Genomic DNA, 26,077 nt, shown 5'->3' on the forward strand with positions numbered 1-26,077 from the left:
CTCAGAAGTTGATGCCGTCGACGGCAGGCGCGATGTACGAAGTTCGACCCGACTTGTCGGCGGGTGCTTCCTCGCGCTGCGCGGGACGCAGATCGATATCGGGGATCTCGTGGATCTCCTCGGTCCGGACATGCTTCGACGTCGGTCGGGCGAGATCCTCTGCGGAGACACCCTCGGTGAACTGGGTGGTGACCGCGACGAGTCCGCAACCGACCCGTGTCCGCGAGTAGAGCTCACCGGCCACCGCCGAGGCACCGCGCATCGTCGCAGTGTCGGTGAAGGCCGCGCGGTCGAGGAAGCCACCCTCGGTCGGCACCCCGACCCCGGCGAGGAAGTCGTCGATACCGGAGCGATGGACGGTGCCGTCGGTGCGGTACTCGATGACGTCGAGAAGGTCACGAGCGAGTTCGGTGCGAGGACCGGTGAGTTCGCTCATCGCCCGCTGCCAGAGCACTGCCGCACCGGTGGACTGCACCCGGCCGCGGTAGAACATGAGCGACCATTCGTCGAGGGGAGAGCCCGAGCCGGCACCGGCCTTGGTGGTCAGCAGGCTCGGGTCGCGGGTGATGTCGTGTGCTACTCCGCCGAGAGCCACACCGGCTCCTGCCGAGACCGTGTCCCATGGTTCGGTGAGCCATCCGACGGTGAACAGATCCTGCCGTAGCTGATCGGCGACGCGAGCGATCTTGTCGTCGTCGGGACTGCCGGATCCGATGGCACTGTTGCGCGGCAGACCCCAGTCGATCCGCCGGCGAGCAGTCAGGACGTGCTTCGGCACACCGAGGGGCCGGGCCAGGAAGGCGCCGAGCGCGCGGCTCCACGACAGGTACTGCCGGTAGGCACCGGTCAGAACCTCGATCTCGCGCAGAGCCGCACGAAGATTCACTCGGTCGGCCTCGTTGGCGGCGGTGATGGCTTCGCGGCTCGCCAGCAGATCCTCGAGGTATTGCTGCGCCTTCTGGCAGATCAGCGTGACAGCAATGGCCCACCCGATGACACACAGGGCGATGATCGGGCCGCCCGCCCACCAGGAGATGAACTCCTTCCACGCGAGGACACCTGCCAGCACGCCCAGCACGAGCGCGATCAACGTTGCGATGCGCACGCGCCAGAACATCCGCCTCTGAACCTCGGCGCTCTCCTCGGCAGGGTCACGCAGGGCTTCGACACCCTTGATCCGCTCGAGCAGTGTTCCCGCTTCGGTGATGTCCGCGCTGAGTCGGTTGGTGAGAATGGAGCCGAAGGACACCGCGAAGCTGTGGCGCCGCTTGGCAGCCCACGTCTGGATCGCTGCGCCGGTGCGTCGCGCGTCGAGACCGATCACCGGATCCTGCTCGAGACCACGAAGTGTGGTGCGGAGCTCCTCGACACCGAGGATGTCGGGGGCCTCAGCCACGTGCAGCTGCGTCGTGGCGGAGACGACACCGGGGATGTCGGTGAAGTCGTCGTCAGGTCCCGGAACGATGTCCGCTGCCGACCGGAGGACGGCACGATGCGCACCCACCTGGATCGGGGGCAGACCCGCCGATCGTTCACTGGCGTCGGCGAGGGTCAGCGCACCGCGGGCGTAGTCCCGCCACAGGGCCGACAGATCGGGTGCCGCCACTTGCGGCGTCCCCTTTGCCTCGTCGAGTACCGCACCGAGCTGGCGCGAGGCCGATTCGTACTCGGTCCACGACACGCGTTGACCGTCGGCGTCGACACCACCCACGAGAACCCGGTATGCACCGGGCGTCGATCCGAACAGTGCTCGTTGCGCGGCGGAGGCCACCGACGTCGAGGCTCGGTGGATCGCCCGCGTGATGAGGATGGACGGAGCATTCTTCAGCACCGCGAGAAGAAAACGTCCGGTCATCCGCACCGCGTCCATGAAGGTGATGGTGCGGACGTCCCGCTTCGGGGGCGCGCTCTTTCGCGGGCTGGTCAGCAAGTGTCCGTGCTTGACCCACACGGCACGTGCCATCTGCCGGGTCGCTGCCGGAACATCATCGGCGTAGAGCACCGCGGTGCCCGCGTCGCGCGGAAGCGGGAGCTGTCCGTCGAACTCCAGCAGTTCGGAGTGCAACCGGTGTTCGGCGTGCGACGTGTCGAGGCGGCGGTAGAAGGACCGCACCACGCGCAGCGAGTTGCCAGGCAGGACGGGAGCATCGTCGAACGGGGTGTGCTCGATGTCCGTCCACAACCCGGTGATGCCGGCGATCACCGGTGCGGCCTGGCGGCCCACATCCACCGGATCGTGCGTTGCCGTCAGCGACTCGTGGCCCATGCCGGGTCCACGGGAATCCTCGGGTGCGACGAGCAGGTTGTGCCAGCCGGCCAGAGCGGGGATCGCGGAAGCAGGCTGCTCGTCGGCAGGACGACGCAGCAGAACCCGCAGTCGCACGCACCGCGCGCCTCCGGAGTTCGACGACAACAGCTCGGCGAGCATCGTCTCGGTGGCCAGACGTACCGGTACAGCGCCCGGCCCACTCGGCACCAGGACACACAGTCGAACCAGGTCGTAGTGACGTGAGGCCAAGACGTCCTGAAGCGTGACCGACTGGGAGGTTCCTCGCTCGGTCTCCACGGCCGGCACCCGGGTTCCGGCGCCATCGATCTCGGAGTCGTCCACCCATACGAACGAACCCACGAGTTCCGCTGTCGAGAGGTCGCGCAGGACGTCCCGAACGCCGTCGGCCGGACCGACCGAGCCGACGAAGACCGTCAGAACGCTCTTGCTCTCCGTCGCCATCTCAGAACTGCCCCATGTCCGGGATTCGGAAGGTCTGCGACGAGGTGGTCGCGGTGCTCACGGCGGGAGTGACGGTGTCGACGTTCTCGGGCTGCTCGGCGCGAGTCTTGCACTCCTCGACCAACGCGATGAGCTCGCCTGTCGCCCAGTACACATCGGCAGCGATGTCGCGGTAGATCGGGGTCTGGGACGCCTGCTCACGCACCGTAATGGTCGAGAACACGCCTCCGCCGGGCGCCCCCTCCCGACCCGGTGCCAGGTAGTGCTGGCCGGTCAGATCACGAACCTTGGTCAGCCAGGCGATCACGTTCTTCGCGCGCGCATCGATCGAGACACCCGCGCCGGTGTCGGCGACCTGGGACTGCCAACCGGTTCCCGTGTCGCCGGTGCGCAGCCAGTCGGTGAGCACGGACTTGGCCGACACCTCGAGGATGCCGCTCGCCGGCTTCTCCGCCGACGCGTCGTAGATCCCTCGCAGCGCGCGGTAGGGAGCCATCGACGACATCACGGGCGACTCGTGCGAGCGAGCCATCGCGATCAACACCGATTCCATGACGGCGGGAAGCCAGTCGTTGTTCGCAAGGAACCGTGCCGGCGGCGTCAGCAACGGGTTCGGGAAATCCACCCAACTCGACGTGGCACCGTCCCACACGCGGACCGGCTCGTCGTAGGGCTCGGAGGGCAGACGCAGTCGACCCGTCACCAGACCGAGGAACCACCCGGCGGTCATCGCGCGCCGTTCGCTCTCATGCATCGGCAATGATGCGGCGAGCGGACGTGCACGACGCCACTGCCAGAACGCTTCCTGCTGCGCGGGGGTGGAATCCGCCCACTGCTTCGCGGCCGGAGCAAGCACGGAATCGTATGCCAGCGGGGAGTAGTTCGGATACGAGCCGAAGATGTCGATGCGGGTGAGCTTGTCCTCCTCGGACAGCAACCGGACGAACTCCGACCGGGTCTCGTGATCGATCATCGGGTTCTTCTGCAACACCTGCGACAGAGCATCCGCCACAGGGAGATTGAGGAACGGGATCGACGTGAACTTGTAGCGGTACTCGATCTGCTGACCGGGATGCAGCGCCTCGAGGGCCTGCTGGTTCACACTCGCCAACGGTCGAGCGAGCGAGAGCGCCTCGACGAACTTGGAGCGAAGACGCTCGCGTCGCTCGTCGAGTGCGTACTCGGGCACCGAGATGTCCTCGATGTACTCACGCAGGGAGACCCGGCAGAACCTGTCGAACGACTCCCCCGTCCTGGCCACGAATTGCCTTGCGCGTTCGAGCAGTTCGGCCGGTCGCACGTGCACGTCGAACCGCGCGGCGGAGGGCACGAGAGCTTCACGGGTACCGGGATCGAACGGAAAGGCACGGGTGCGCCACGCCGACGTGCGTTCGAGCAGCGGGTGCTCCTCCCCCGGCGGCCGGCTGCCGTCGATTGTGGTCCAGATACCGGTGACCACCTCGGCGACCGCGCGATTGACGGCCTCCTCGAACGGCGGAGTGCCCAGACCGTCCGACGCCACTGCGAGCGGAAGGTCGGACCGGTACTGGTCCATGAAGTCGGCCGACGGAGTGAGCATCACTTCGTTGTTGGCCTCGGCGAAACGCTTCGGGACGCGATCGCTCTTGTCGGCCGGCCAGGCACCGTACTGGTCCGTGGCAAGGCGGGCGAGGCCGACGTCGCTTGCCGGCTTGCTCCGCGCCTTGCGCAGCGCCGTCTGGGACTCGTTGAGGGCGTCGAGCAGCGGCTTGAGGATTTCCGGCACGAGTGCGGCCGCGACCTCGGAGACCTTGCCGGACAACGATGCGTACAGCTGGCGGTAGACATTGTTGCTGCAGCTGGAGATCACCCGCTCGAGGAGGTCGGCGTCGCTCTCGATGTTGCCCTTGAGCGCGGAGAGCATCTGCAGGGTGTCGGCGGACTGGACGGTGATGTCCTCGGGCGCGTGGCGCGAGAGTTCCTCGGCACCGGCCCGGATCTGGTCCTTCACCAGGATCGACAGCCTGTTGACCACTGCCGTCGCGTAGGGCAGTCCGAGGTCGGCAACCGCCTTGGCCACCTGCTGCTCGATGCGCTGCGCCAGTCCTCGGTGCCACTGGAAGGCGTGACCGAGCGCATGCTGCTCGGCCGAGTTCACCAGTGCCTGACGACGCGCCGCGAGTGCTCGCCGGACCTCGGGAACCCACTGCGACGCGCTCAGGCCACTGCCGGACGGAAGGTAGGCACGCAGCTCGGTTTCCACGATCTGACGCGCCATCCGCTGGGCTTCCGCCGACGGAAGAACGCTGTCGGTCAACCACGGTCCGACACCGACCTGCGCTCCGGCAGGATTGTTCTGCATGACCGGCAGTCCCATGTTCGTCAGCAGTGTCTGCCACTGGCTGTCGAGGATCGCATTGACCTGGTCCTCGTCGGAGGCGACGCTGGCCGCGTTGCGGTGGCCGTCGAGCAGGCGATCCACGGTGCTGCGTGCCAGTCGCTGAGCGGAGTACTCGGCGTAGCGGTCGCGTCCCATGCTCAGGCTGGAGAACCCGTAGGTTCCCCACGGCAGGTTGTCCCACTGGCCACCCCAGCCGATGTTCTCGCGCTGGCCGGACAGACCCGCGCCGTTTGTCAGGTCGTACTGCACGAACTGGCGGGTCGCGGCGCCACTCATCATCATGCCGGCGAGACCACGCGCGAGACCGCGGTAGATCGCCTTCTGCGAGCCGTCACCGAAGGGTGCACCCTCGACGCCCACGCGGCGACCGACGGGGAATACGCGGGCGAAGGGCACCTTCTCACCTTCGCCGGCCTGCTGGCCGAGGGCACGCAGGATCTCGACGTCGTGTTCGCGCGCGGAGCCGAGCTGGCTGGCGACGATCTCGCCGAGCATCGCGAGCGCGTTCGCGCGCACACCGGTCGTCGCGCTGCGACCGAGACCGTCGAAGATATCGGGAGCCACCATGAACACACCCATCAGGCGCGGGTCGAGCTTGGGGATGAGAGTGAGGAGTCGGCAGATATCCAGTGCCATCGATGCGCCGGCACCACCGGCCATCGACGAGACGACCAGGACGATCGGCGACTCCTCCTGCTCGAAGCTTCCGCCACCGGGGATCTTCATGGCAGACATCTCGGTCGCCGTCTGCACCGTGAACAGCTGGTCCCACGCTTGCTGCAGCGTGTCGCGGATGCCGCCGGCCTTGCTCAGGGTGATCATGCGACCAAGTGCCCGATACTGGCCGGCGCCCGAGCCGATCGGCACCGTCACCGCGGAAGGGTCACGAGGTGCCCAGGTCGCGATCTCGTGGAGGCTGTTCCGTGCGCCCAATTGGTTGCTCAGCGCATTGTCGAGCACGGCATACGCGTCGCCCTGCGGGCCGCTACCGAAGTAGTAGCCGCCCTGGTCGCGCACGTTGCCCAGACCGTCCGGGCCGGCCTCTGGGGCGGTGGGCACGTCGACGCTGACGAACTGCCAGCCGCCCGGGATCTTGTCGATGCCCACGGCAGCGAGATCGGACCGGAGCTGGTCCATCATGTACGCGAGGGTGACGGCACCGGATCCGCCGCAGCCAACTACCAGAAATCGCCTCATTGCGGTCCTTCCGAATCGAGATAGAGAGTTGTTGCGCGGCCGTCAGGAACCGGGCGGACGGAACGGGTCGAAGGGTTGTCCCGGCGGTGTCGAGCCGGGACTGGTCGGCGGTTGGCCGCCAAAGCCGGGGCCACCGGTGAACGGCGGCGGAGCACCGAAGGTGGGAGCCGAAGGCGCCCCGGGTGCCGCGAACGGATCGAACGGAGACGCGGGGGCACCTGCCGTTGCCGGCTGAGGCGAGGTCGGGTTCTGTGGGGTGCTGCTGTCGGAACCCTGTGCGCGGGCCCGCAGGTCGTCGATGATCCGCGGTGCTCGCCGACCTGCCTCGTCCACGAGTCCCCGTACCCGTTCGTTCGACGCATTGGCGCCGACGAGCAGGAGCAGGACCGCCTCGTCGACGGGTCCCTCGGGGTCGTGGAGCAGGACCCAGTTGTTGTGCACGGCGAGGGGCAGACGTGCCTGGCCGGTGCTGCGATCGGTAGCGGGAGTCGCACCCGAAGCACCGAGCATGCCGTCGGCCCGCACGAGGACGTAACCGGCGCCGACGGGCGACATACCCATCTTGGCTTCGAGGCGAGCTCCGTCGACGTCGAGGTTTCGAGCCGGCTTGTCGAGGTTGCGGACGATCTCTCGCAGGTCGTTGTCGTTGAGGGTGAACGGTCGACCGTCACGCAACAGCCCACCGTCGGACACTCGCACAAGGAAGCTCTGCGACTTGAGGGTTTCCGCCGGGATTCGAGACGCCCACCACTTGAGCGCATACAGGATGGCGAAGGGGATTCCGACGCCCAGGAGGAACACCGCCAGGAAACCCAGCAGGAAACGTGTGGTGTCGAGCGGCTTGAGCAAATCCGCCGTGAACGGAACGTCGACGGGCATCGCACGATCGGGCTCGCCTTCGGGGGCGATCATCAGACGGACCGCCCCGTTGAAGGCACCGTTGCTCGCTTCGGGGACAGCGAGTTCGAGGGGCAGGGTGCCGCTCGTTCCTTCCTCGATGGTGAGGCAGTTCTCCGGCGAAGTGGCTCCGCCGACGGTGAGTGCGGCATTTCCGACGCCATCGGGAATTGCGTCGACACGGACGGGCGAGGCAGGGTCGACCCACACGCACCCGGGCCCCTGGATCACGAGCTCGCCGGGGAAAGTACCGGAACCTTCCACCTGCCCGAAGTCGATCCGGCCGGGCATCGTCGGGTAGCCGATCGGCGGAGCAAGGTTCAGCGGCACGTCCACGTACTGCGGCGTGAGGTCGGTGCCGGGAGCGATTACGGAGCCCGACTCGTCGGTGGCATCCGCGGTGGTCACTTCGAGGACGAGACGCAGTGTCGCCTGACCGGGCGCGACGTTCGTCAGGTCCAGCTCGATCGGTTCACCGATCGCGTCCTTGGACACCCCGGACGCCAAGGTGTGATCGACCTGGGCCGCATCGGTGAGCGACACGCCCAGATACGCGGATCCGAGAAGCTCGGACGGATCGATCTCCTCGCGGTCGGAATCGACGATTCCCAGCCGAACCGCGGACGTGACCTCACCGGCGTGGATGGCGGTGACGTCCTGACCGAGCAGCGCCGGGAACAGGTTTCCGGAGATGTGGATGTTCGACTTGGAACGGGCACCCGGCTCGGACCCGTCGGGGTCGACGAACACAAGAGCCCACATACCCTGCCACTCGCCGGCGGCGTTCTCCGGCTGTTCCATCGTGAACGACACCGAGCGATCGGAGAGCCAGCGGTAATCGACCGCGACGCCGTCGACCGACGAACCGGACTCTGCCGCGGTGTAGGCCATGGGAAGCTCGTCGCCACTCGGGCTGACGAGCGTCGGCACCAGACCTTCCGCATCGGCGAAACCGAGAACCGTGACAGAGCCGATCGAATCGTCGAGCACGAAGCGGTGCTGCGCCTCCTCGCACACCTCGTAGGCGCACACGCCCGTCTCGTTCTCGAGCGGAGCCTGACCGGGGCTGCTGAAGGCGTCGAATGCGAACAGCAGGTCGTCGATGTTCTGTGCGAGGTAGAAGTCTCCCGGCGTGGGCTCGGTGCGCGCACCACACGCTTGACCGGCCACGGGCTCGCCTGTCGCGATGGAGCGCATCAGGTCGAAATCGGCGGCCTGGGCGGTGCCGTTGGCGAGGCCCACCGCGAATGTCGCGATACCGGACGACCGCAGCTGGTCGGCGACGCCTGCGGGACGACAGATGGATTCGCGCGCCGCGCCGACGACCTGGGCGACACCTTCGTCGGTGGACAGCGAAAGACCCGGCGCATAGGGCTTTTCCCCATCGCGAGCCGTGAAGTCGAGTTTGCCGTCGGAGAACCAGGCAATGGCCTGGCACGACGTGGAGCCTCCGGACGAGTGCTCCGCCAGTGCGCCTCGGGCGCCGTCGAGCGCGAGCCAGTAGTCGGTGTCGAGCCCGGACGTCCGTGAGCGGAACGCATCGACCTCGGATTGCAGTCCGCCCAGCGTTCCGGGCTCCAGACGGGTCCACGGCGCATGCATCGTGAACTCGGACGAGAAGCCCGCCACGGCAACGTCGAGCGCGACACCTGCGGACGCACCGAAGGAAGCAAGCTGGCCGAGAAGGTAATTCGCGGCTTCGACGCGGGCGGCATCGGGGTCCGACTGCTGCAGGCTGCCCGATTCGTCGATCATCAGGAGCAGGTCGCCCTCGCGCTGCGACGCCAAGCAGCCACCGAAGTCGGCCACCGCGGTCTCACGGGGTTGGCCGGACGCCGTTGGCGCGATCAGCAGGCAGCCGAGGAGAACGATGATGACGGTTGCAAGCTTCTTCACAGTCGACCGAACCAATCCGCAATCTGCCATGCGCCGAGGAGCACTCCCGCCGCCGCGCATGCGACGGTTACCCAATAGATGACCTGTGCCGCTTTCGACGGCTGATAGACCGGAAGGGCACGTTGCTTCGTGTCCGCGATCATGTACGTGGCGAGGAGCAGAGCGGCGATGGGTCCGGCGAGGGCCCAGCCTGCGACAGCGAAACCCGCGGAGCCGAGCGCGAGTGCGATGATCGCCAGAGCCAAGCCCACGACGGCGACCGCGCACGCCGCGGCGACGCGTCCTACCGGTGTTTTGCCCTGCGAGAATCCGGACGAACGCACCGGTTGGTCGGAAGCGAACACATCGGTGGACGCGAATGCCGGCGAGGACGCTCGCGGCCCGAACGGGTCCGGGTGGGAACCGAAGGTTGGAGCGCTCCCCCATGCAGGTCCGCTCGGGGTCGTCGATGGTGTGTCTATCCCGTCTCGCGAACTCGAGTACTCGCTGAAATCGAACGGGTCGGACGGTGACTGCACAGGCTTCTCTCGGGGGCTAGCTTCGGACCGATTCCTGAGCGAGTACATCCCGGCAGATATCGGCGTTATTGCTCCTTCAATCGGGGGACACTCATAGCCCGTTACGAGTGCTAATGGGATCGTTACCCCAACGTAATATCGTGCGCAGTTGGTCCCATCGACGCAGAGGATTTGGTCCCTGCGGACGCTGAGATCTCGACGATGCGCCCCTCTCCTCCCAATCCGACCGTCCATGCCATCCAGACGGGACCGGTGGTTGATTTGTCCGGGTCGAGTGGCACACTGTGCCGACCACATTAAGGAGAGCCCATGGTCCTACCTCTGATTCCGGCCGCGCTGATCGCCATCGGTGCCGTGACGGGCGGCGGCGGCGTCGCGCTCAGCGGCAAAGGCATCGCCGACCGCAAGAGGGCAGCGGACCAACTGCGCAGGGCTCACGAGCAATACACCAAGCGCCGCGACGCGATCGTAGAACGAGTCGGGAAGACCAACGCCCAACTCGAGGCGCTGGGCGGGCAGCAGCAACAGGCGTTGACCGACGTTGTCATCCGCATGGCGGAGTTCTTGCGTCGACACGAGAAGCAGGTACGTGAGAACGAGCGGCTGCTGGCCGACGGTCTCCAGGCCGGCATCACGCAGGTCGACGGACCGAACGGCCTCGATCTGAATCTGGGAGGTTGGCTCGGCGGAGCCATGGCATCGGTTGCGACCGGTGTCGGCACCGCATCCGCAGTATCGGCGGCCGCCACAAGCTTCGGTGTTGCAAGCACAGGGGCCGCCATATCGGGTCTCTCGGGAGCAGCTGCACAGAGCGCCGCAATGGCATGGCTCGGCGGAGGCGCGCTGTCCGCCGGTGGTGGCGGTGTGGCACTCGGCGCGGCAGCGTTGAATGTGGTGACGATCGGCCCCGCTCTCCTTATCAGCGGCTTCGTCATCAAGGGGCAAGGCCAGAAGGCACTCACCGAAGCGGCCGAGTTCCAAGCCAAGATCGACATTGCGAATGCCGAATTGGGCACCACCGACACTCTCCTGACCGCTGTCGACCACCGCATCGACGAATTGCGCTCCGTGCTCGGCACACTGACTGTCAAAGCAGTCGCAGCCCTGGACGTACTCGAGTCCGAGCCCTTCGATGCACGCGCTCATGCGTCGCGCTTCCAAAAGGCGATGGCGCTGTCCGTAGCCGTTCGGGACGTCGCCGCGACCCCCATTCTCGACGAAGACGGCGAGCTGACCGAGAACAGCGCGAATCTGACCGTGCGGTACCGCCCGATGACCGAAGGAGACGACCGTGGCGCCGAACAAGGCTGACCGGAAAGTGCACGAGGGCGAGGTATTGGGCTCGGTGAAACGCAATATTGCTGCGGTCGACGGTTTCGCAGCGCTATCGCAGCTGGTCACCGCCGCGCAGGAATGCATCGAGATCCACGCCGTCGAACAAACGAAACGCGCCCGTCTGCACACATACGCAACCGCGGAAGTTCAGCGCATCAAGTCAGCCGAGTCCATCGTCAGGGACTACTTCGAGCAGTCCTTCGCCGAACGCCGCACAATCTTCGATGCCTTGTTCTCCCGACTGGATCAGGCACTGGAGCAAGAGAATTCACAAGTGATCAGCGAGGTCCTGCGAGGGATCGTCGACATCGCCAAGACTTCTCCCCTCGCTGATCTCGGTGATCTCGGACAGATTCGGGCGGCGCTCGATGATCCCGATCAGGTGTGGGACCTGTAGGTCGCAGCACCGTGCAGCGTTGAGGAAGCACCCCGTGAGCGGTGTGTGTGCCGATGATTGAGTACCGGCACACACACCGATCCACCCCCGCGCACTATCGGGAGCTGCGGTGCGCCCAGGTGTACGAGATCGGTTGCAAATCATCGCACTTCGGCTCGAACTTGATAATCTCGAAAGAGCCGGAATCCTGATCCAGCTCTCCATTCGAGGAGAACTTGATTCCAGACCAAATTCCCATGAAGCAACGCCCGGGATTTGCCCTGGCAAAATCGACTTCGCCGCGAGTAACTATGACCGACTCTCCGCTCGATTGGGTCCCCTTCGCTTCGAGGTAAAGTCTTATCCCGTCTTTCTCGGCGACCGCGTCGAACGGGTTCCCGTACCGCGTGTCGTGGACTGTCCACCCCTGGGAACGGTACGTCTCCATAAGTCGGTGCTGTGCTGCATCCTCCACTTGTCGGCGGCGCTTTACGTCGACTTCGCGCCCCTGCCCACCACGACCGGGTTTCGCGAGATGATGCGACCATAGCTCAGCCAAAAGGGGCGCAACGTCGGGCTTCAATTCAGTACCGCTACTCTGCGGCGACCAATGTTGATTCGGAAGTCGCCGTTCGAGCGCCTCGGTCGGTAAGCAGCGGTCTGGTTCGACTGCGACATCCCAACGAACCATCACATAGTTCGCTGTACCACCCTCCTCGTCCCAATGATCATCCTGGTAAATCTCACTGAGAGCCGTGCCACTAGCGACAACTCCTCGTCCCGCAGCCCCCTGCATCAGCATGAATACCTGGTCCCCAAACGAGATTCCGCCCACCCTCGAGCCGGTAGACCAGTCATGCTCTATCGGAGTCCCCTCGCGTGCCCCTTGGATCACCGAATCGTAATCGTTCCATCCGGCTCGCGACGGATTCCATGTAAGCAAGAACGCCCGGCGAGTATGTTCAAGAACATCAGCATCTTCGACTGAGGGATCCGGTAGGTACTGGATCGGGTTTCGACCTGCCGCTGGAACCGGCGAACCTATCAGCGCCCGTCTGACGCGACTATCGCGCGGCAGTGGCCGCCCGATGAGCGCAATCTTCGATCCTCTTCTTGGGTCCGAGACTCGCTCGAAGTCATCGATTCGGTATACCGCGACGACGAGACCATCTACAGAAAATGATGCAAATTGCTCGTCCTGCAGTCGCTGTTCCGACAGGGACCACCGACCCCTGTTGTGCTTCCACAACTCTCGTTCGCTGACCCGCGGATCGTAACCGACCCATCGTCGATTCAACGCGTCCGACGCAACTTCGTCCTCTGAAAGTTCCCGCCGACGTTGCAACCTGATGTTCACCACCATGAAGCGAGTGTGACACGAGCTGAATGCCACTCGTGTGCATACCTGGACTCGCCGACTCACGCCTACAAGAGGTAATCCGCCCATTGCCCTGAATGCAGATATCGTCGCACCGTGACCGCTCCTGCCACGCAGATCGAAATCGACGAGTCGAGTAAGAACACCCGAGGCCACCTCTCCGTCTTCGGCCTCGACTTCGTCGGCCTCGTCGTCTCCCTGTTCTTCTTCGCGTGGAGTCTGAGCCCCTCCCTCATTCCCCGCGAGTGGTATTTCCAGGGACTCATCAGCGGTGTGACGGGCATCGTCGGGTACGGCATCGGTGTGCTCGTCGCGTTTCCTGCACGACGATGGATCGCGCCGCGCCTCGCGTGGTGGCGACGGCGCCACACGGTCCGCCGCATCGCCGAAGTGGTGGTGGCCCTCATCGCGGTAGGGACACTTCTGGGGAGCCTGCTCGCCGCGGCGGAATGGCAGAACGAAGTCCGTGCGCTCATGGGCATCGAGACCACAACGGGCTTCGCGTATCTCCGCACCGGTCTGGTGAGCGTCGCGATCTTCGCTGCCCTCCTCTACATCGCGCGCGGATTGCGGTGGGTCGGACGACGCTTCGCGGAGTTCCTCGCGACCCGCCTGCGTGTTCCGGTCGCCGCGGCCGGCGTCCTCGCACCGGTCATCCTCGTGCTCGCGGTGGTCGTGTTCGTCGACCAGGTTCTGCTCGCGAGCAGCTCAATGGCAGCACGCATCGTCTTCGCCGACGACAACAACAGCACCGACCCCGGCGTGGAGCAGCCTCAGATTCCCGAGCGGTCGGGAAGCCCAGCGTCGCCGTCGACGTGGGAGAGTCTCGGACGTCAGGGGCGCACGTTCGTCGCCGGTGGGATGGACGCCGAGCAGTTGACCGAACTGAACGACGCTCCCGCACTCGAACCCATACGGGTGTACGCCGGACTCGAAGCGGACGGCACCACCGATGAGCAGGTGCAGTTGATCCTCGACGAACTCGACCGTACGAAGGCGTGGGAACGCGAAATCCTCGTGGTCGCCGGCACCACCGGAACCGGGTGGGTGAATCCGTTCGCCGCCGACTCGATCGAGATGATCTACAACGGCAACTCGGCGATCGCCGCGATCCAGTACTCCTTCCTGCCGAGCTGGATCTCCTTCCTCGTCGACGGCTCGGCGGCCAAGGCAGCCGGCAACGCACTGATCAACGGGGTTCACGAACGCTGGTCGCAACTACCGGAGGAGCAGCGACCGAAGCTCGTGGTCTACGGCGAGAGCCTCGGCTCGCAGTCCGCCGAGGCAGCCTTCGACGACCTCGCCGACATGCGCAGCGAGATCGACGGCGCGCTGTTCGTCGGACCGCCGAACTCGAACCAATTGTGGCGCAGCATCGTCGACCGTCGCGATCCCGGCAGCCCTGAGGTCCTGCCCGTCTACGAGGACGGCGTCGCGGTGCGGTTCGCCTCCGACCTGCAGACGCTCGAGGACCAGCAAGGGCCGTGGAACGGCCCGCGGGTGCTGTACCTGCAGCACGCGTCCGATCCGGTGGTGTGGTGGGGACCGGGACTGCTGTTCGAGCGACCCGACTGGCTCGCCGAACCTCCGGGCGCGGATCGCTCACCGTCGATGCGGTGGTACCCGATCGTCACCTTCGCTCAGGTCGCGGCCGACATCATGGTCGGCACGTCGCCGCCCGTCGGTCACGGCCACAACTACGAGGACCTCATCCCCTACGGCTGGGCCGCCGTGACGTCCCCCGAGGGGTGGACGCTCGCCGACTCCCAGCGAATCGCCGAGGCCGTCGAGCAGTTGAACACCGCGGACGAGTAGCCAGTACGGCACGCTGCTCGAGGATCTTCTGGGCCGGCATTCTCGAAATCGAGGACGAGGTGCGCGCGAAGGCGGTCTTCGACGCATTGTCGTCGGGCGGGTGACGACACAAATTCACCCTCATTCTTAATCCGGCGAACCGAGTTTCCTCCGCGTTTCTCGCACCACGCCGTGATAGAACCTCGATATTGCTCGTGAATCGACACAGGAATGCGAACCCGAGTACGTCGATTCACGGGTACCGGAAATTCATCGACGCGGACCCCCGCGGAGAGGTGTCGCGCATGTGCACGTGAGTGGTGTGGATCGGTCCATCCAGCCAGGACCGGTAAGCGCGCCGAACCCAACACCACATACACGAAAGACCCCCGAAGACAATGCCTTCGGGGATTCTTCGTCGCTCGCGGACTTACTGGCCGCTGAGGCTGCTGATGCTGCCGATGAGCTCCATGAACGGGCCGAGCAGCTTCGCCAGCTCGATGAGGGTCTGAAGTTCTTCCATGGGGGACTCCTGTCACAGGGGGAATTACGCGCAACGAGACTCGCTGCGCATCAATAAATATCAGGAACCCGTGTACTTCGCTGAAGAAAGCGCGTGAAAAGACGCACTGTAACGTTCCCGATCGAGAAACGATGTGACCGAGTCGATTCAGTAGTCGTCCGGCCCCGCAATCATTCGCGTCCCCACATCGGAGATTCACCGACAACCGTTGCGTCCGTCCGACCGGCGGATTCGATGAACTCGTGCGACTGTCCGTCGCTCCGGAACTCGATCGACGGCCGGGACAGTTCGGGCGCAGGAGTATCCACGCGACCGGGCGTGATTCCGCGACGCTCCAGCTCCTCCCAGAGTCCCGAGAGGGCTGAGGCCGGGTCGAGGTAGTACTCCGATTCCCGGACCCGCCAGAACTTCCAGCCGCTGCGGTGCAGTTCGCGTTCCCGCTCCAGATCGGCACTCTGTCGGTCGGGGCTCGTGTGCCACTGCTCGTCGTCACACGCGACTGCCAGCTTGCCTGCCGCACCGGTCACGACCAGATCGATGAAATGGCCGTTCACCTCGACCCGCGGATTCACGTGATAGCCGCGGACGGCGATGTCGAGAAAGACGTCCTGCTGGAAGAGGCTGTCGAACGCCTCGTGCCGCTCGTCGCGCGTCACGCCGTCGGGCATCGGTTCGGCCGGCCGCGGGGACGTCGTCCGCATGTGGGTGAGCAGCGAGTACCGCAGGTCGGTGCGACGCAGCGTGTCGATGGTCCTCGAGTGGAACAACCACAGCTGGTCCTGGGCACGCGAGGCGGCCACATTGAACCGTCGCTGGTATTCGGTCCGCGTCAACGCCGCGATGTTCTGTTCGGGCGCCACGACCATCGACAAGAACACCACGTTCCGTTCGTCGCCCTGGAAGTCCGGGGGCGTGCCGACGCGGAGCCTGCGTTCCTCCCACTGCTCCGGGGTGAGTCGCTCGAGCAGTTCGTTCTGGATGATGTCGACCTGCAGTTGCCCCTGCAGCACCACGACACCGAAGGTCTTGCCGTCGTAGGCGGGGTCCTCGACGCACTTCACGAGCGTGTCGACGAGGGCGTGCGCCTCGGCGTAGTTCGTCAGCGTCGAGTTCTGCCCGGTGACGGCGCCGTCCTCGACCAGCGTGGTGCGCAGCGGCTGCAGACGATCGGAGCCGTACTGCCGCATGGGCACGAGCGGGTCGTCGGCGTAGAACTGGTCGCTCGACCACGCGATGATCTCCGGCATCGACCGGAAGTGCTCGCGCAACCGGACGATGCTGCCGAACCTCGACCGCAGCAACGAGAACAGACTCGATCGCGGAGTGAAGCTGTCGCGCAGGTAGTTCGGGATGTCGGGCAGATACGAGTCGAGACGGCTGAACACTCCGTCGAGTGCACCCAGCGACACCGCGCTCGGTGCACACTGCTTGTCGTCGCCGACGACGATCACGCGCGGCGCCAGCCACAGCAGGAACAGGCTGCTGATGTCGGTCTGGCTCGCTTCGTCGACGATGACGACGTCGAACGAATTCTGTTCGGGCGGAATCGAAGCCAGGACCTGTTGCAACGGCATCACCCAGGCCGGCACCGCTCCTTGCGCGACCTGCATGGCCTCGCGTGCCGCCGCCCGATAACGCTCCGCATAGCGGCCGGTGCCCTTACCGATGCTCGCGATGTGATCGCGGTACGAATGGAGTGCCTGCACCTGCTCGGCCGTGGTGCGGTCGAGACATGCGCTCCACGCCTTCTCTTCGACGAGCTCCGTCGTGAGGCGCGCGATGTCCGTCTCGAGTGCGTCGAGGTCGCGTTCGAACTGCCCGTCGTCGCTGCGCTCGTGGAAACGACGCACCCACTCGTCCGCACGTCGCCACGCCCACGCCTCGTCGATGTCGGCGAGGCGAGCCGGCCAGGCCAGGCTCAACGGATTCTCCGCGAGCGCCTGAGCAAGCGCCGGTGCCGCGGTGGTCAGGCGCGCGTGCAGGGAGACGAGTTCCAGCTCCTCGCGCTGCTCTCCGGCCGCTCGATCCCACGCGTCCAGGGCCGCATTGATGGCGTCGAAGTCGGCCTCCTGGAAGGCCCGTGCCAGCGCGCGTCCTTCGGGCGACGCTCCCCCGGAGATCTGACCCCGCACGTACATTCCGATGGATTCGAGCCAGTTCTTGCTCGCTTCCGCCGTGCCCGCGGCGGCGATGGTCCGTGCCGACTCGGCGGTGGACCGCGCCTGCTCGATGCTCGTGATCCGCGGCGCTCCCGGATGGACGTCGCGCAGTGCGGATTCGACGTCGTGTACCCGTGCCACGAGATTGTCGACGATGGCGCGGTCGCGGTCGAGGAAGGCGAGGGTGCCGACGGCGCGGCTGCGCGACTCGTCGAGCTCGATGTCGATACCGAGGTCGCGAAGGACGACCCGCGCGACCCGGATCGCCTCGAGCGCACGCAGGTGTTCGGCGACGACGCGCGCCGTCTGGGCGGTGGTGGCGGCGACACCGTCGACGGTCGCGATCTCCCCGAGTGCCTCGACGGCGGATTGCTCGTCGCTGCGCCGGAACCGGGTGAAACCGCTGCGCCATGTGTCACCCGCCTCGAGTTTGCGGGCGAGCGCGTCGTACGCCTCGAATGCCTGTCGTCCCGTCACCGAGATGTCCACCGAACTGGCACCGACGATCCGGTCGGCCTCCTGCGCGGCCTGCACGAGCCGGGCGAGCTCGGCGGTCTTCCCCCACAGGTGCTGGGCGCGGCCCGACAGGACGTCGTCGGCGACGCGCTGGATCCGGGCGTCGAGTCGATCCGCGTCCTCGAGGGCACCCTGCAGCTGCTCACACAGATCGCGGATGCGGCCGAGTGCTTCGAGCGACGCACCCTCGAGGATCCGCAGCAGCCCCTGTGTCTCGCCGTTGGTCGTGCCGCTCGACGCCTGGGAGACGGCGGCGCACGCGTACTGCAGTTCTCTCTGGGTGGGCAGCGACAGTTCGGGGAAGCGCTGCTGGCGACGGCGCGCCCGCTCGACGCTCGACCGCTGATGCAGCGAGTGGAGGGTGACGAGTTCGTCGACCGTCAGCGGCGAGGTGTCGGTGAGCAGAGGCGCGGGCAACCACGCGTACTTGGCCTCGTTCGCGCGGACCCGCCGGACGATCGACGCGGCCGTCCCCTCGTAGCCGGCGGCGACATCGGCGTGGACCTCGGTCTCCTCCGCGCGCGCCTGCCGGATCTGTTCCATCAGCGTCGCGCGACGCTCGAGGGCGTCGTTGCGTTGCGTGGTGAGTTCGTCGATGCGTTCCTGCGCGCGTCGAACGTTGAATTGTGCCTTGCGGATGGCGATTTCGCTGACACTGCGGGTGAGTTCCACGGTGCCGCCGTGCACCGGGTCGGTGACGGCTACGCACAGTTCCTGCAGCTCGGACGGGAGCTTCTCCCGGAGCACACGCAGCGCCTGCGCCTTCTCGCTGGTGACCAGCACACGCTGCCCACGCGCGAGCAGCGCCGCGACGATGTTGGCGATGGTGTGGGTCTTGCCCGTACCCGGAGGTCCCTCGACCACGACACCGCTGTCACCGGCGAGCCGGTCGATGATGTCGCGTTGTTCCTCGTTCGCGGGCAGCGGCAGCAGCTGCTCGCCGGTGAACTCGGTCGAGGGCGTGCCGATGCGGTCGAGCCACGCGACCCGGTCGGCCGGTTCGATCGCTTCGACGAGCTGCGCCAACCCGAGCGGCACCGGATTCGACTCGTCGGCGGCCGCCTCGGTCATGCGGCTGTAGTACTCGATGAGCGCATGCGCGCCACGCTTGCGCAGCACGAGCACCGGCGACGGCGTCACGAACGCGTCCGATGACGACGCTTCGTCCGCACGATCGACGACGTCGACCGGCACCGTGAGCGCACGCTCGGCCCAACTCTTCAGGAACGCGCGAGCCGCGGGGTCGAGAGGCGACGCGACCTGGGTGACGAGGGCGTCGTGCAGCTCACGGACACTCGTCGGGTCGAAGACCTCCAGACCGGTGAGGAGCTGGACGTCTTCGAGCGACGGTCCGGCGCTGGGACTCAACCGCACCACCAGGTCGCCGGAATCGCCCTGCCGCTCGATGAGCGCGGCTTGAGTGATCAGGTGCGTGTGGACCCGCGCGCCCGCCACACCCTCCGAGAGGTGCAGCAGACCCGACGCGACGACGAGCTCCAGCGATTCGGGCTGATCCTCGAGGTCGAGCATGGCTCGCTGCAAGAAGGAATACAGATGCGAGGCGGCCTGCCGTTCGCGATCGACGACCGCCCACATCCGCCATTCCGTCAGCCAGGCGTCGAGACCGTCGATGCCGATGGCCTGGGGGTCGAGTTCGGGCTCGACGGCGGAATCCGCGATGTCCCCGTGCACGTACTTCGCGAGCTCAGCGGGCGGGCGCGGGGGCTCTTCGAGCTGAACGCGACGCGCGCGCAGGACGATGTCGCCCGATGCGGCATGAGCTCGCAGGCCGGCCCTGATGTTTCCCTCCTCGAGGGACATCACGGCGCGGTGTTTGTCGACGACGCGGACGGGCGCGCTGCGGGCCTTGACGAGCTCGGCCAGGAAGGCAAGCAGGCGCTGCACGCGATCCCTCAATTCGGGTTCGCTCTCGCCTGACTCCACTTGCACTCCACTCACCCTTGCGGACGTCCTTCCACCCGTCCACGGAGACGGGCATGTCCACCTTAGAAGTCTTGGTCGACATGCGCGTTTCCGGACCCGGACGACGTCCACCGGCATTTCCGCCGATCCTCATCGAAAAGGCGCTGACCTGCAGAAATAAGTGAGGTGACAGTATCAGGGGATGGTGACCGTGCGCGAGGCCGTCGGCGCGTGGTTGGTCGCGCCGAGTTCGCGTGCCGTCTGCCGCGGCGGCACCCGATCGAGCGCCCACCGCTCGACCAGCAACGTGATCTTGGTCAGCATCTCGGTGCGCAGGCGCTGGAACGAATCCTCCGGATCGGTCCCCACCCACCCGAGGAGCACCCACCACGCCCACGCGACCGCGCCGGCGTTGGCGACGAAATCCGGGATCACCGGGATACCCCGTGCGGTGAGCACAGCTTCGGCGTCCGGTGTCGTCGCGGAGTTCGCGGCCTCGATGACGACCCGTCCGGCGACCCGGTCGACGTTCTCCGCCGTGATGGCGTAGGAGATGGCGGCGGGGACGAAGATGTCGGCGGGAATGCCGATCACCGCGTCGCGCGGCAGTTGTTCGACGTGCGACGGGACGCGGGACCGGTCGATCTCCCCGTACTCGTCGCGAAGGTCGAGCAGTGCCGGGATATCCAGTCCGTCAGCGTAATACAGTGTTCCGGCGGCATCGGCGACGGCGGTCACGCGCATGCCCGCTTCGTGCAGGTACCAGGCGGCGCCGCCTCCCATCGTGCCGATTCCCTGGATCGCGACGGTGGTCTCGGCCGGTGCCCAGCGGTATGCGTTCGCGGTGGCGATGCAGGCCTGCGCGACGCCGTAACCACCAATCACGTCGCCCAGCAGGAAACCGCCGTCGACCGGCGCATTCAGGGAGGTGCGCACCCGGTCCAGGGTGATCGCCGGGTCCGCCGCACGGCTGATCGCGGCGTGGAAGGACTGATGCAATCCCAGCCGCTCGAAGACCTCGTCGAGGAGATGCTGGGGAACGCCCAGGTCCTCGGCGGTGACCCAGTGCGCGTTCAACCAAGGACGCATCGCCTGGCAGAAGCGCTGCAGCACGTCGACGGCACGGGGATCCTTCGGGTCGAAATCGATCCCGCCCTTCGCGCCGCCCACCGGCAGGTCGAACACCGCGGTCTTCGCGGCCATGCCGCGCGCCAGGTCCTCGACCTCCGACATCGTGCACCCGGCCCGCATGCGGGTGCCGCCGGTCGCCAGATCGCCCACCAGGGTGTGGACGACGAGATAACCGTGCGCACCTGTCACCGGGTCCGTCCAGGTGAGACGCATGAAAGGTTCGTCCCTGCGGGTATCCACCGCGTCGACGCGTGCTGCCATGGTGGTCATATGCGGTCCCCCGTTCGTCAGAGCCGTCGTTACGTCGATTCGGCCGGTGACGCCAGCGTGCCCGGGGGTAGCGCGGGGCGTCCAGTTACGAAACTCGAAGGTGAGAGTTCACGATTTCTACACAACGCGAGCTCACAGCGGTTGCAGGTCCCCGGACGCGCCCTACGCTGACGGCATGGAGTTGTCCCTGCGCCGGTTACGGATGCTTCGAGAACTGCATCGCCGAGGTACCGTCACGGCCGCCGCGCTCGCCCTGCACTACACCACCTCGGCGGTCTCACAACAGCTCACCCAGCTCGAACGGGACGTGGGCGCAAAGCTTTTCGAGCGCCGGGGACGTCGGGTCCAGTTGACGGAGGCGGGCGTGCTGCTCGCCGAACATGCCGAGGAGATCCTGCAGTCGGTGGAGCGGGCGACCACCGCGCTCGAACAGACCCGCGACGGGGTCAGCGCGCGCCTGACCGCCGGTGTGTGGGCCTCCGTCGCATCCACTCTGATCCCCAGTGCGCTGGCGTTGTTGGCCGACGAGCACCCCGGCATCGAGGTCCGCACGAGAGAGCTCGCCCCCGAGGAGACCGCCGGCGCCGTGCGGGACGGTTCGCTGGACTTCTCGTTCGTCATCGAATACTCCGGCTACCCGATGTTGTGGGATCCGGAGCTGACCAAGGTGGTGATCGCGGTCGAGCGCCTGCACGCAGCGGTGCCGCCCGGGACGGTGCCGGCCGGCACCATCGCGCTCGCCGACCTTGCCGAACATCCGTGGGTGCTGGCCGGTCCGAAGTCGCACTTCGGTCGCGCGGTGAGCCTCGCGTGTCAGCGCGCGGGGTTCGAGCCCAGGATCAATCACGAGGTCGGCGAGCAGGCGACAGCGCTGTCGATGGTCGCTGCGGGGTTGGGCGTCACGCTCGTCTCGGATCTCGGGCTGACGTTGAGCCCGCCCGGAGTCGAGGTGGTGGCGTTGACCGAACCGCTCTTCCGCACGATCTCGATCGCCCATCGCGGGATCGCGTCGGAACGGCCCCCGCTGCGCCTCGTGATCGACGCGGTGCGCACCGCCGCAGCGGAGCGGGGGCTCGCGGCGCAGTAACCACGAGCCCCCGCCTGTCGCTGCCTACTGCGCGAGCTGCTTACGCAGCACGTACTTCAGGATTCCGCCGTGCCGGAAGTACTCGGCCTCGGCCGGGGTGTCGATGCGCACCGTCGCGTCGAACTCCGTGTCCCCCGCCTTCACGTGCACGGTCCCGGGGATCTCGTCGCTGTCCGCGAGTCCGGTGATGGTGAACTCCTCCTCCCCGGTCAGGCCGAGGCTCTGCGCCGACTCGCCCTCCGGGAACTGCAGCGGCAGCACGCCCATGCCGATGAGGTTGGAGCGGTGGATGCGCTCGTACGACTGCGCGATCACCGCACGCACGCCCAGCAGCAGCGTGCCCTTGGCGGCCCAGTCACGCGACGAGCCCGACCCGTACTCCGCGCCCGCGAGCACGACCAGCGGGGTGCGGTCCTCCGCGTACTTCTGCGCGGCGTCGTAGATGCTCATCTGCTCGTCGCTCGGCAGGTAGCGGGTGACGCCGCCTTCGACGTCCGGCACCAACTGGTTGCGCAGCCGGATGTTGGCGAAGGTGCCGCGGATCATCACCTCGTGATTGCCACGTCGCGACCCGTAGGAGTTGAAGTCGGCCTGCTCGACTCCGTGCTCCTGCAGGTAGCGACCGGCAGGGCTGTCGCGTCGAATCGCACCGGCCGGCGAGATGTGGTCGGTGGTCACCGAGTCGCCCAGCAGCGCGAGCACCCGCGCGCCCTCGATGTCGCTCAGCGGCTCGGGTTCCGACGACATGTCCTCGAAGTAGGGAGGACGCCGCACGTACGTCGACTCGTCCTTCCACTCGAAGACCTCACTGTCGGGCACGTCGAGGTTCCGCCACGTCTCGTCGCCGGTGTAGACGTCCTGGTAGCCGGTCTCGAACATCTCCGCGCGCACCGCGTCGTCGATGACCTCCTGGATCTCCTGCGTCGTGGGCCAGATGTCGCGCAGGTAGACGTCGTTGCCCTCGGAGTCGGTGCCGAGCGGGTCATTGAAGAGGTCGACGAGCATCGACCCGGCCAACGCGTACGCGATCACCAACGGCGGCGACGCGAGGAAGTTCATCTTCGTCTGCGGATGGATGCGTCCCTCGAAGTTGCGGTTGCCCGACAGGACGGCCGAGACGTTGATGTCGTGCTCGTCGATCGCGGCCGCGATCTCGTCGGGAAGCGGGCCGGAGTTGCCGATGCAGGTCGTGCAGCCGTAACCGACGAGATTGAAGCCGAGCTTGTCGAGATAGGGCGTCAGACCCGAACGTTCGTAGTAGTCGGTGACGATCCGCGACCCCGGAGCCAGCGACGTCTTCACCCACGGCTTGCTCCGCAGCCCCTTCTCCACGGCGTTCTTGGCGAGCAGCGCCGCGCCGATCATCACCGACGGGTTCGACGTGTTCGTGCACGACGTGATCGCCGCGATCACCACGTGCCCGTTGTCGAGTTCGAACTCGTCGCCGTCCCCGACGCGCACCGGAACCTTCTTCGACGGTGGCGCCGAGGTGTCGGCCTCGTCGGGCACCGGGTCGCGCGGCTCGTCGCGGGAGTCCTCGCTGCGCACCGACACCGGGTCGCTGGCGGGGAACGATTCGAGCACGCCCTCGTCGACACCCGAGTCCTGGACGCGGGAGACGACGTCGGGCACCTCCTCGCCGTTGAGCAGCGAGGTCACGGCCTTGGGCGCGAGGGCGACGGGGATGCGGTCCTGCGGTCGCTTCGGGCCGGCGACGGACGGCCGAACCTTCGACAGATCCAGTTCGACGACCTCGCTGTAGTCGGGTTCGCGATCGGGGTCGTGCCACAGGCCCTGTTCCTTCGCATACGCCTCGACGAGACGGATCTGCTGGTCGTCGCGACCGGTGAGGCGCAGGTAGTCGAGGGTGGCGTCGTCGATCGGGAAGATCGAGATCGTCGAGCCGTACTCGGGGCTCATGTTGCCGATGGTCGCGCGGTTGGCGAGCGGCACGTTGGCGACGCCGGGGCCGAAGAACTCGACGAACTTGCCGACCACGCCTGTCTTGCGGAGCATCTCGGCGACGGTGAGCACGAGGTCGGTAGCCGTGGTGCCCTCCTGCAGTTCGCCGGTGAGCTTGAAGCCGACGACCTGCGGGATCAGCATCGACGCCGGCTGGCCCAGCATTGCCGCTTCGGCCTCGATGCCGCCCACACCCCAGCCGACGACGCCGAGGCCGTTGATCATGGGGGTGTGCGAGTCGGTGCCGACGAGCGAGTCGGGATAGGCGACGAGCCCGCCGTCCTCGTCCTCCCGCGTGAAGACGACGCGGGCCAGGTACTCGAGGTTCACCTGGTGGCAGATGCCCGTGCCGGGCGGGACCACCTTGAAATCGTCGAACGCTCCCTGTGCCCAGCGCAGCAGCTCGTAACGTTCGCGGTTGCGCTGGAACTCGAGGTCGGTGTTGATCCGGAAGGCGTCCTCGGTGCCGAAGACGTCGGCAATCACCGAATGGTCGATGACCAGCTCGGTGGGGATCAGGGGGTTGATGCGCTTCGGGTCGCCGCCCTGCTGGGTCATGGCGTCGCGCATCGCGACGAGGTCCACGACGCACGGCACGCCGGTGAAGTCCTGCATGAGGACGCGTGCCGGGGAGAACTGGATCTCCGGGTTGTGCGTCGACTTCGGATCCCATCCCGCAACGGCCTCGATTTGCTCCCGGGTGACGAGTCGCCCGTCCTCGGTGCGCAGCAGGTTCTCCAGCAGGACCTTGAGGCTGTAGGGCAGCCGCTCCGAGCCCGGGACCTTGTCGATGCGATAGATCCGATAGTCGGTGTCGTCGACCTTCAGGGTGTCGCGTGCGCCGAAACTGTCGTCACTCATGAACGTGCCTCCCGACTGCGATGTTTCCGGTGGTTACCCGGATGGGTAGCCCGTTCCGTCGCGCGGCAATCACGGGGAGGGTTCAGGTGGTCGTGCGGGCAGGGCGACTCGCTGATGCTGCGGCTGAGTTCCAGCGCAGGGGGGAGCAGGACTGACCCGATAGCGGAGCGCGAAATGGTCATCGGTGCGCGTTGTTGCGCGCTCCGATGACCATTTCGCGCTCTTGTTCCGGGTGCTGTGTAACGCGGGTGGAGGCAGGCGCGACACCCATACGGTCATTCCATACAGAACGGACATTGCATTGAATCTGCCCGCCGGCTCGCGGCCGCGTCATCCTCGGCCTGCCTCGAGTCGACGAGGACGGATCTTCGTGCGCAACCATCTGTGTTGGGAAGCGCGACCTCAGGAAGAAGTCGACGACCCGCGGCCATAAGCCGCTACATCCCAGACCTCCACGCCCCGTCCACATACGGACTGCAGCCCACATCCAGGGCGGGGTGCGCTCGACCGACAGCATTCACACAAGGATTGGATTCAATGAAGAAGTTCATCGGAACGCTCGCTGCTGCTGCCACGCTCGCGGCAGGCTCGGCAGCGCTCACCACGCCGGTCGCTCAGGCTGTGACCATCTCCGGCAGCGGGGTGAAGTACGTGTTCTGCAGCTCCAACCAGCACAACAACCAGATCTCGTACGAGGATCGTTACGGCCAGGTCAGCAAGATCGTCAGCCTTCCCGCGAAGGCGCAGGACGGCACCTATTGTGGAGTCATCGAGGTGGGCATCGAGTCCGACTCTTACGTGTCGGCAATGATCAAGAACGAGCGTGCGCACTACGTTTACGCCGCCGTCTACTCGGTCTCCTACCCCCTGTTCTCGGGTAGCACCGGCGCACCGCCGAACTACACCCTGGTTGCGAGGGACGAAAACCACAGCAGCTACGGCGGATACAACTACGCCTTTGCGTACTGACGCGCACCACTGAGCCTCGCGTCCCGCTAGTCGGTTCGGTGAGTATGACGATCCGCGCGGTCGCTACGACCCCGACAGCGAAGCGGGAAACGGTCATCAGAGCGCGCAATAACGCGCTCTGATGACCATTTCGCGCGCTCGAGTGCCGCCCTAAGCCGCTGTGTTAACGTCTGC

The 26,077-nt window shown here is 66.4% G+C and carries 13 protein-coding genes; 5 read left to right on the forward strand and 8 right to left on the reverse strand.

Annotation, left to right across the window (positions count from 1 at the left end; genetic code table 11):
* Position 1: 1 nt before the first annotated feature.
* Genes ACNJ7K_RS01565 through ACNJ7K_RS01580 form a run of 4 tightly spaced genes read right to left on the reverse strand, consistent with a single transcriptional unit; the run spans position 2 to position 9,445 of the window.
* Complete coding sequence (locus ACNJ7K_RS01565; protein ID WP_487041076.1) at positions 2-2,731, reverse strand: magnesium transporter; 2,730 nt, start codon at positions 2,729-2,731, stop codon at positions 2-4.
* Position 2,732: 1 nt separating this feature from the next.
* Complete coding sequence (locus ACNJ7K_RS01570; RefSeq protein ID WP_487041077.1) at positions 2,733-6,308, reverse strand: tubulin-like doman-containing protein; 3,576 nt, start codon at positions 6,306-6,308, stop codon at positions 2,733-2,735.
* 42 nt (positions 6,309-6,350) lie between these two features.
* Entirely contained in the window at positions 6,351-9,101 is a 2,751-nt protein-coding gene (locus ACNJ7K_RS01575) for a vWA domain-containing protein (RefSeq protein WP_487041078.1), read from the reverse strand.
* On the reverse strand, positions 9,098-9,445 hold the full coding sequence (locus ACNJ7K_RS01580) for a hypothetical protein (protein ID WP_258260378.1): 348 nt from the start codon (positions 9,443-9,445) through the stop codon (positions 9,098-9,100). Before ACNJ7K_RS01580 ends, ACNJ7K_RS01575 begins: the two co-directional genes overlap by 4 nt.
* Positions 9,446-9,928: 483 nt before the next feature.
* On the opposite strand from ACNJ7K_RS01580, the gene ACNJ7K_RS01585 reads away from it, so the two are divergent.
* A complete protein-coding gene (locus tag ACNJ7K_RS01585; RefSeq protein WP_487041079.1) occupies positions 9,929-10,930 on the forward strand; it encodes a hypothetical protein in 1,002 nt (333 codons plus the stop codon).
* Complete coding sequence (locus ACNJ7K_RS01590; RefSeq protein WP_487041080.1) at positions 10,911-11,351, forward strand: hypothetical protein; 441 nt, start codon at positions 10,911-10,913, stop codon at positions 11,349-11,351. Before ACNJ7K_RS01585 ends, ACNJ7K_RS01590 begins: the two co-directional genes overlap by 20 nt.
* Positions 11,352-11,445: 94 nt before the next feature.
* Here ACNJ7K_RS01590 and ACNJ7K_RS01595 read toward each other — a convergent pair whose 3' ends face one another.
* Complete coding sequence (locus tag ACNJ7K_RS01595) at positions 11,446-12,693, reverse strand: protein NO VEIN domain-containing protein (protein ID WP_487041081.1); 1,248 nt, start codon at positions 12,691-12,693, stop codon at positions 11,446-11,448.
* Positions 12,694-12,804: 111 nt separating this feature from the next.
* Between ACNJ7K_RS01595 and ACNJ7K_RS01600 the strand changes: the two genes are divergently transcribed.
* A complete protein-coding gene (locus tag ACNJ7K_RS01600; protein ID WP_487041082.1) occupies positions 12,805-14,523 on the forward strand; it encodes an alpha/beta hydrolase in 1,719 nt (572 codons plus the stop codon).
* A gap of 672 nt (positions 14,524-15,195) precedes the next feature.
* Here ACNJ7K_RS01600 and ACNJ7K_RS01605 read toward each other — a convergent pair.
* Positions 15,196-19,605, reverse strand: coding sequence for an AAA domain-containing protein (locus tag ACNJ7K_RS01605; protein ID WP_487041083.1), 4,410 nt, complete (start codon positions 19,603-19,605; stop codon positions 15,196-15,198).
* Between the two features lie 213 nt (positions 19,606-19,818).
* Positions 19,819-21,024, reverse strand: a complete 1,206-nt coding sequence (locus ACNJ7K_RS01610; RefSeq protein WP_487041084.1) for a glutamate dehydrogenase — start codon at positions 21,022-21,024, stop codon at positions 19,819-19,821.
* Between the two features lie 175 nt (positions 21,025-21,199).
* Here ACNJ7K_RS01610 and ACNJ7K_RS01615 point away from each other — a divergent pair, with 175 nt between their 5' ends.
* Complete coding sequence (locus ACNJ7K_RS01615; protein ID WP_037215803.1) at positions 21,200-22,111, forward strand: LysR family transcriptional regulator; 912 nt, start codon at positions 21,200-21,202, stop codon at positions 22,109-22,111.
* A 24-nt stretch (positions 22,112-22,135) separates the two neighbouring features.
* On the opposite strand, the gene acnA is transcribed toward ACNJ7K_RS01615, so the two are convergent.
* The gene (acnA, locus tag ACNJ7K_RS01620) at positions 22,136-24,934 is read right to left on the reverse strand and encodes an aconitate hydratase AcnA (protein ID WP_487041085.1); all 2,799 of its coding nucleotides are present in this window, start codon (positions 24,932-24,934) and stop codon (positions 22,136-22,138) included.
* A 537-nt stretch (positions 24,935-25,471) separates the two neighbouring features.
* On the opposite strand from acnA, the gene ACNJ7K_RS01625 reads away from it, so the two are divergent.
* Complete coding sequence (locus ACNJ7K_RS01625) at positions 25,472-25,903, forward strand: hypothetical protein (protein WP_268655431.1); 432 nt, start codon at positions 25,472-25,474, stop codon at positions 25,901-25,903.
* The last annotated feature ends 174 nt before the right edge of the window (positions 25,904-26,077 follow it).

The sequence above is a fragment of the Rhodococcus shunpengi genome, from assembly GCF_048381395.1.
GTDB lineage: Bacteria > Actinomycetota > Actinomycetes > Mycobacteriales > Mycobacteriaceae > Rhodococcus.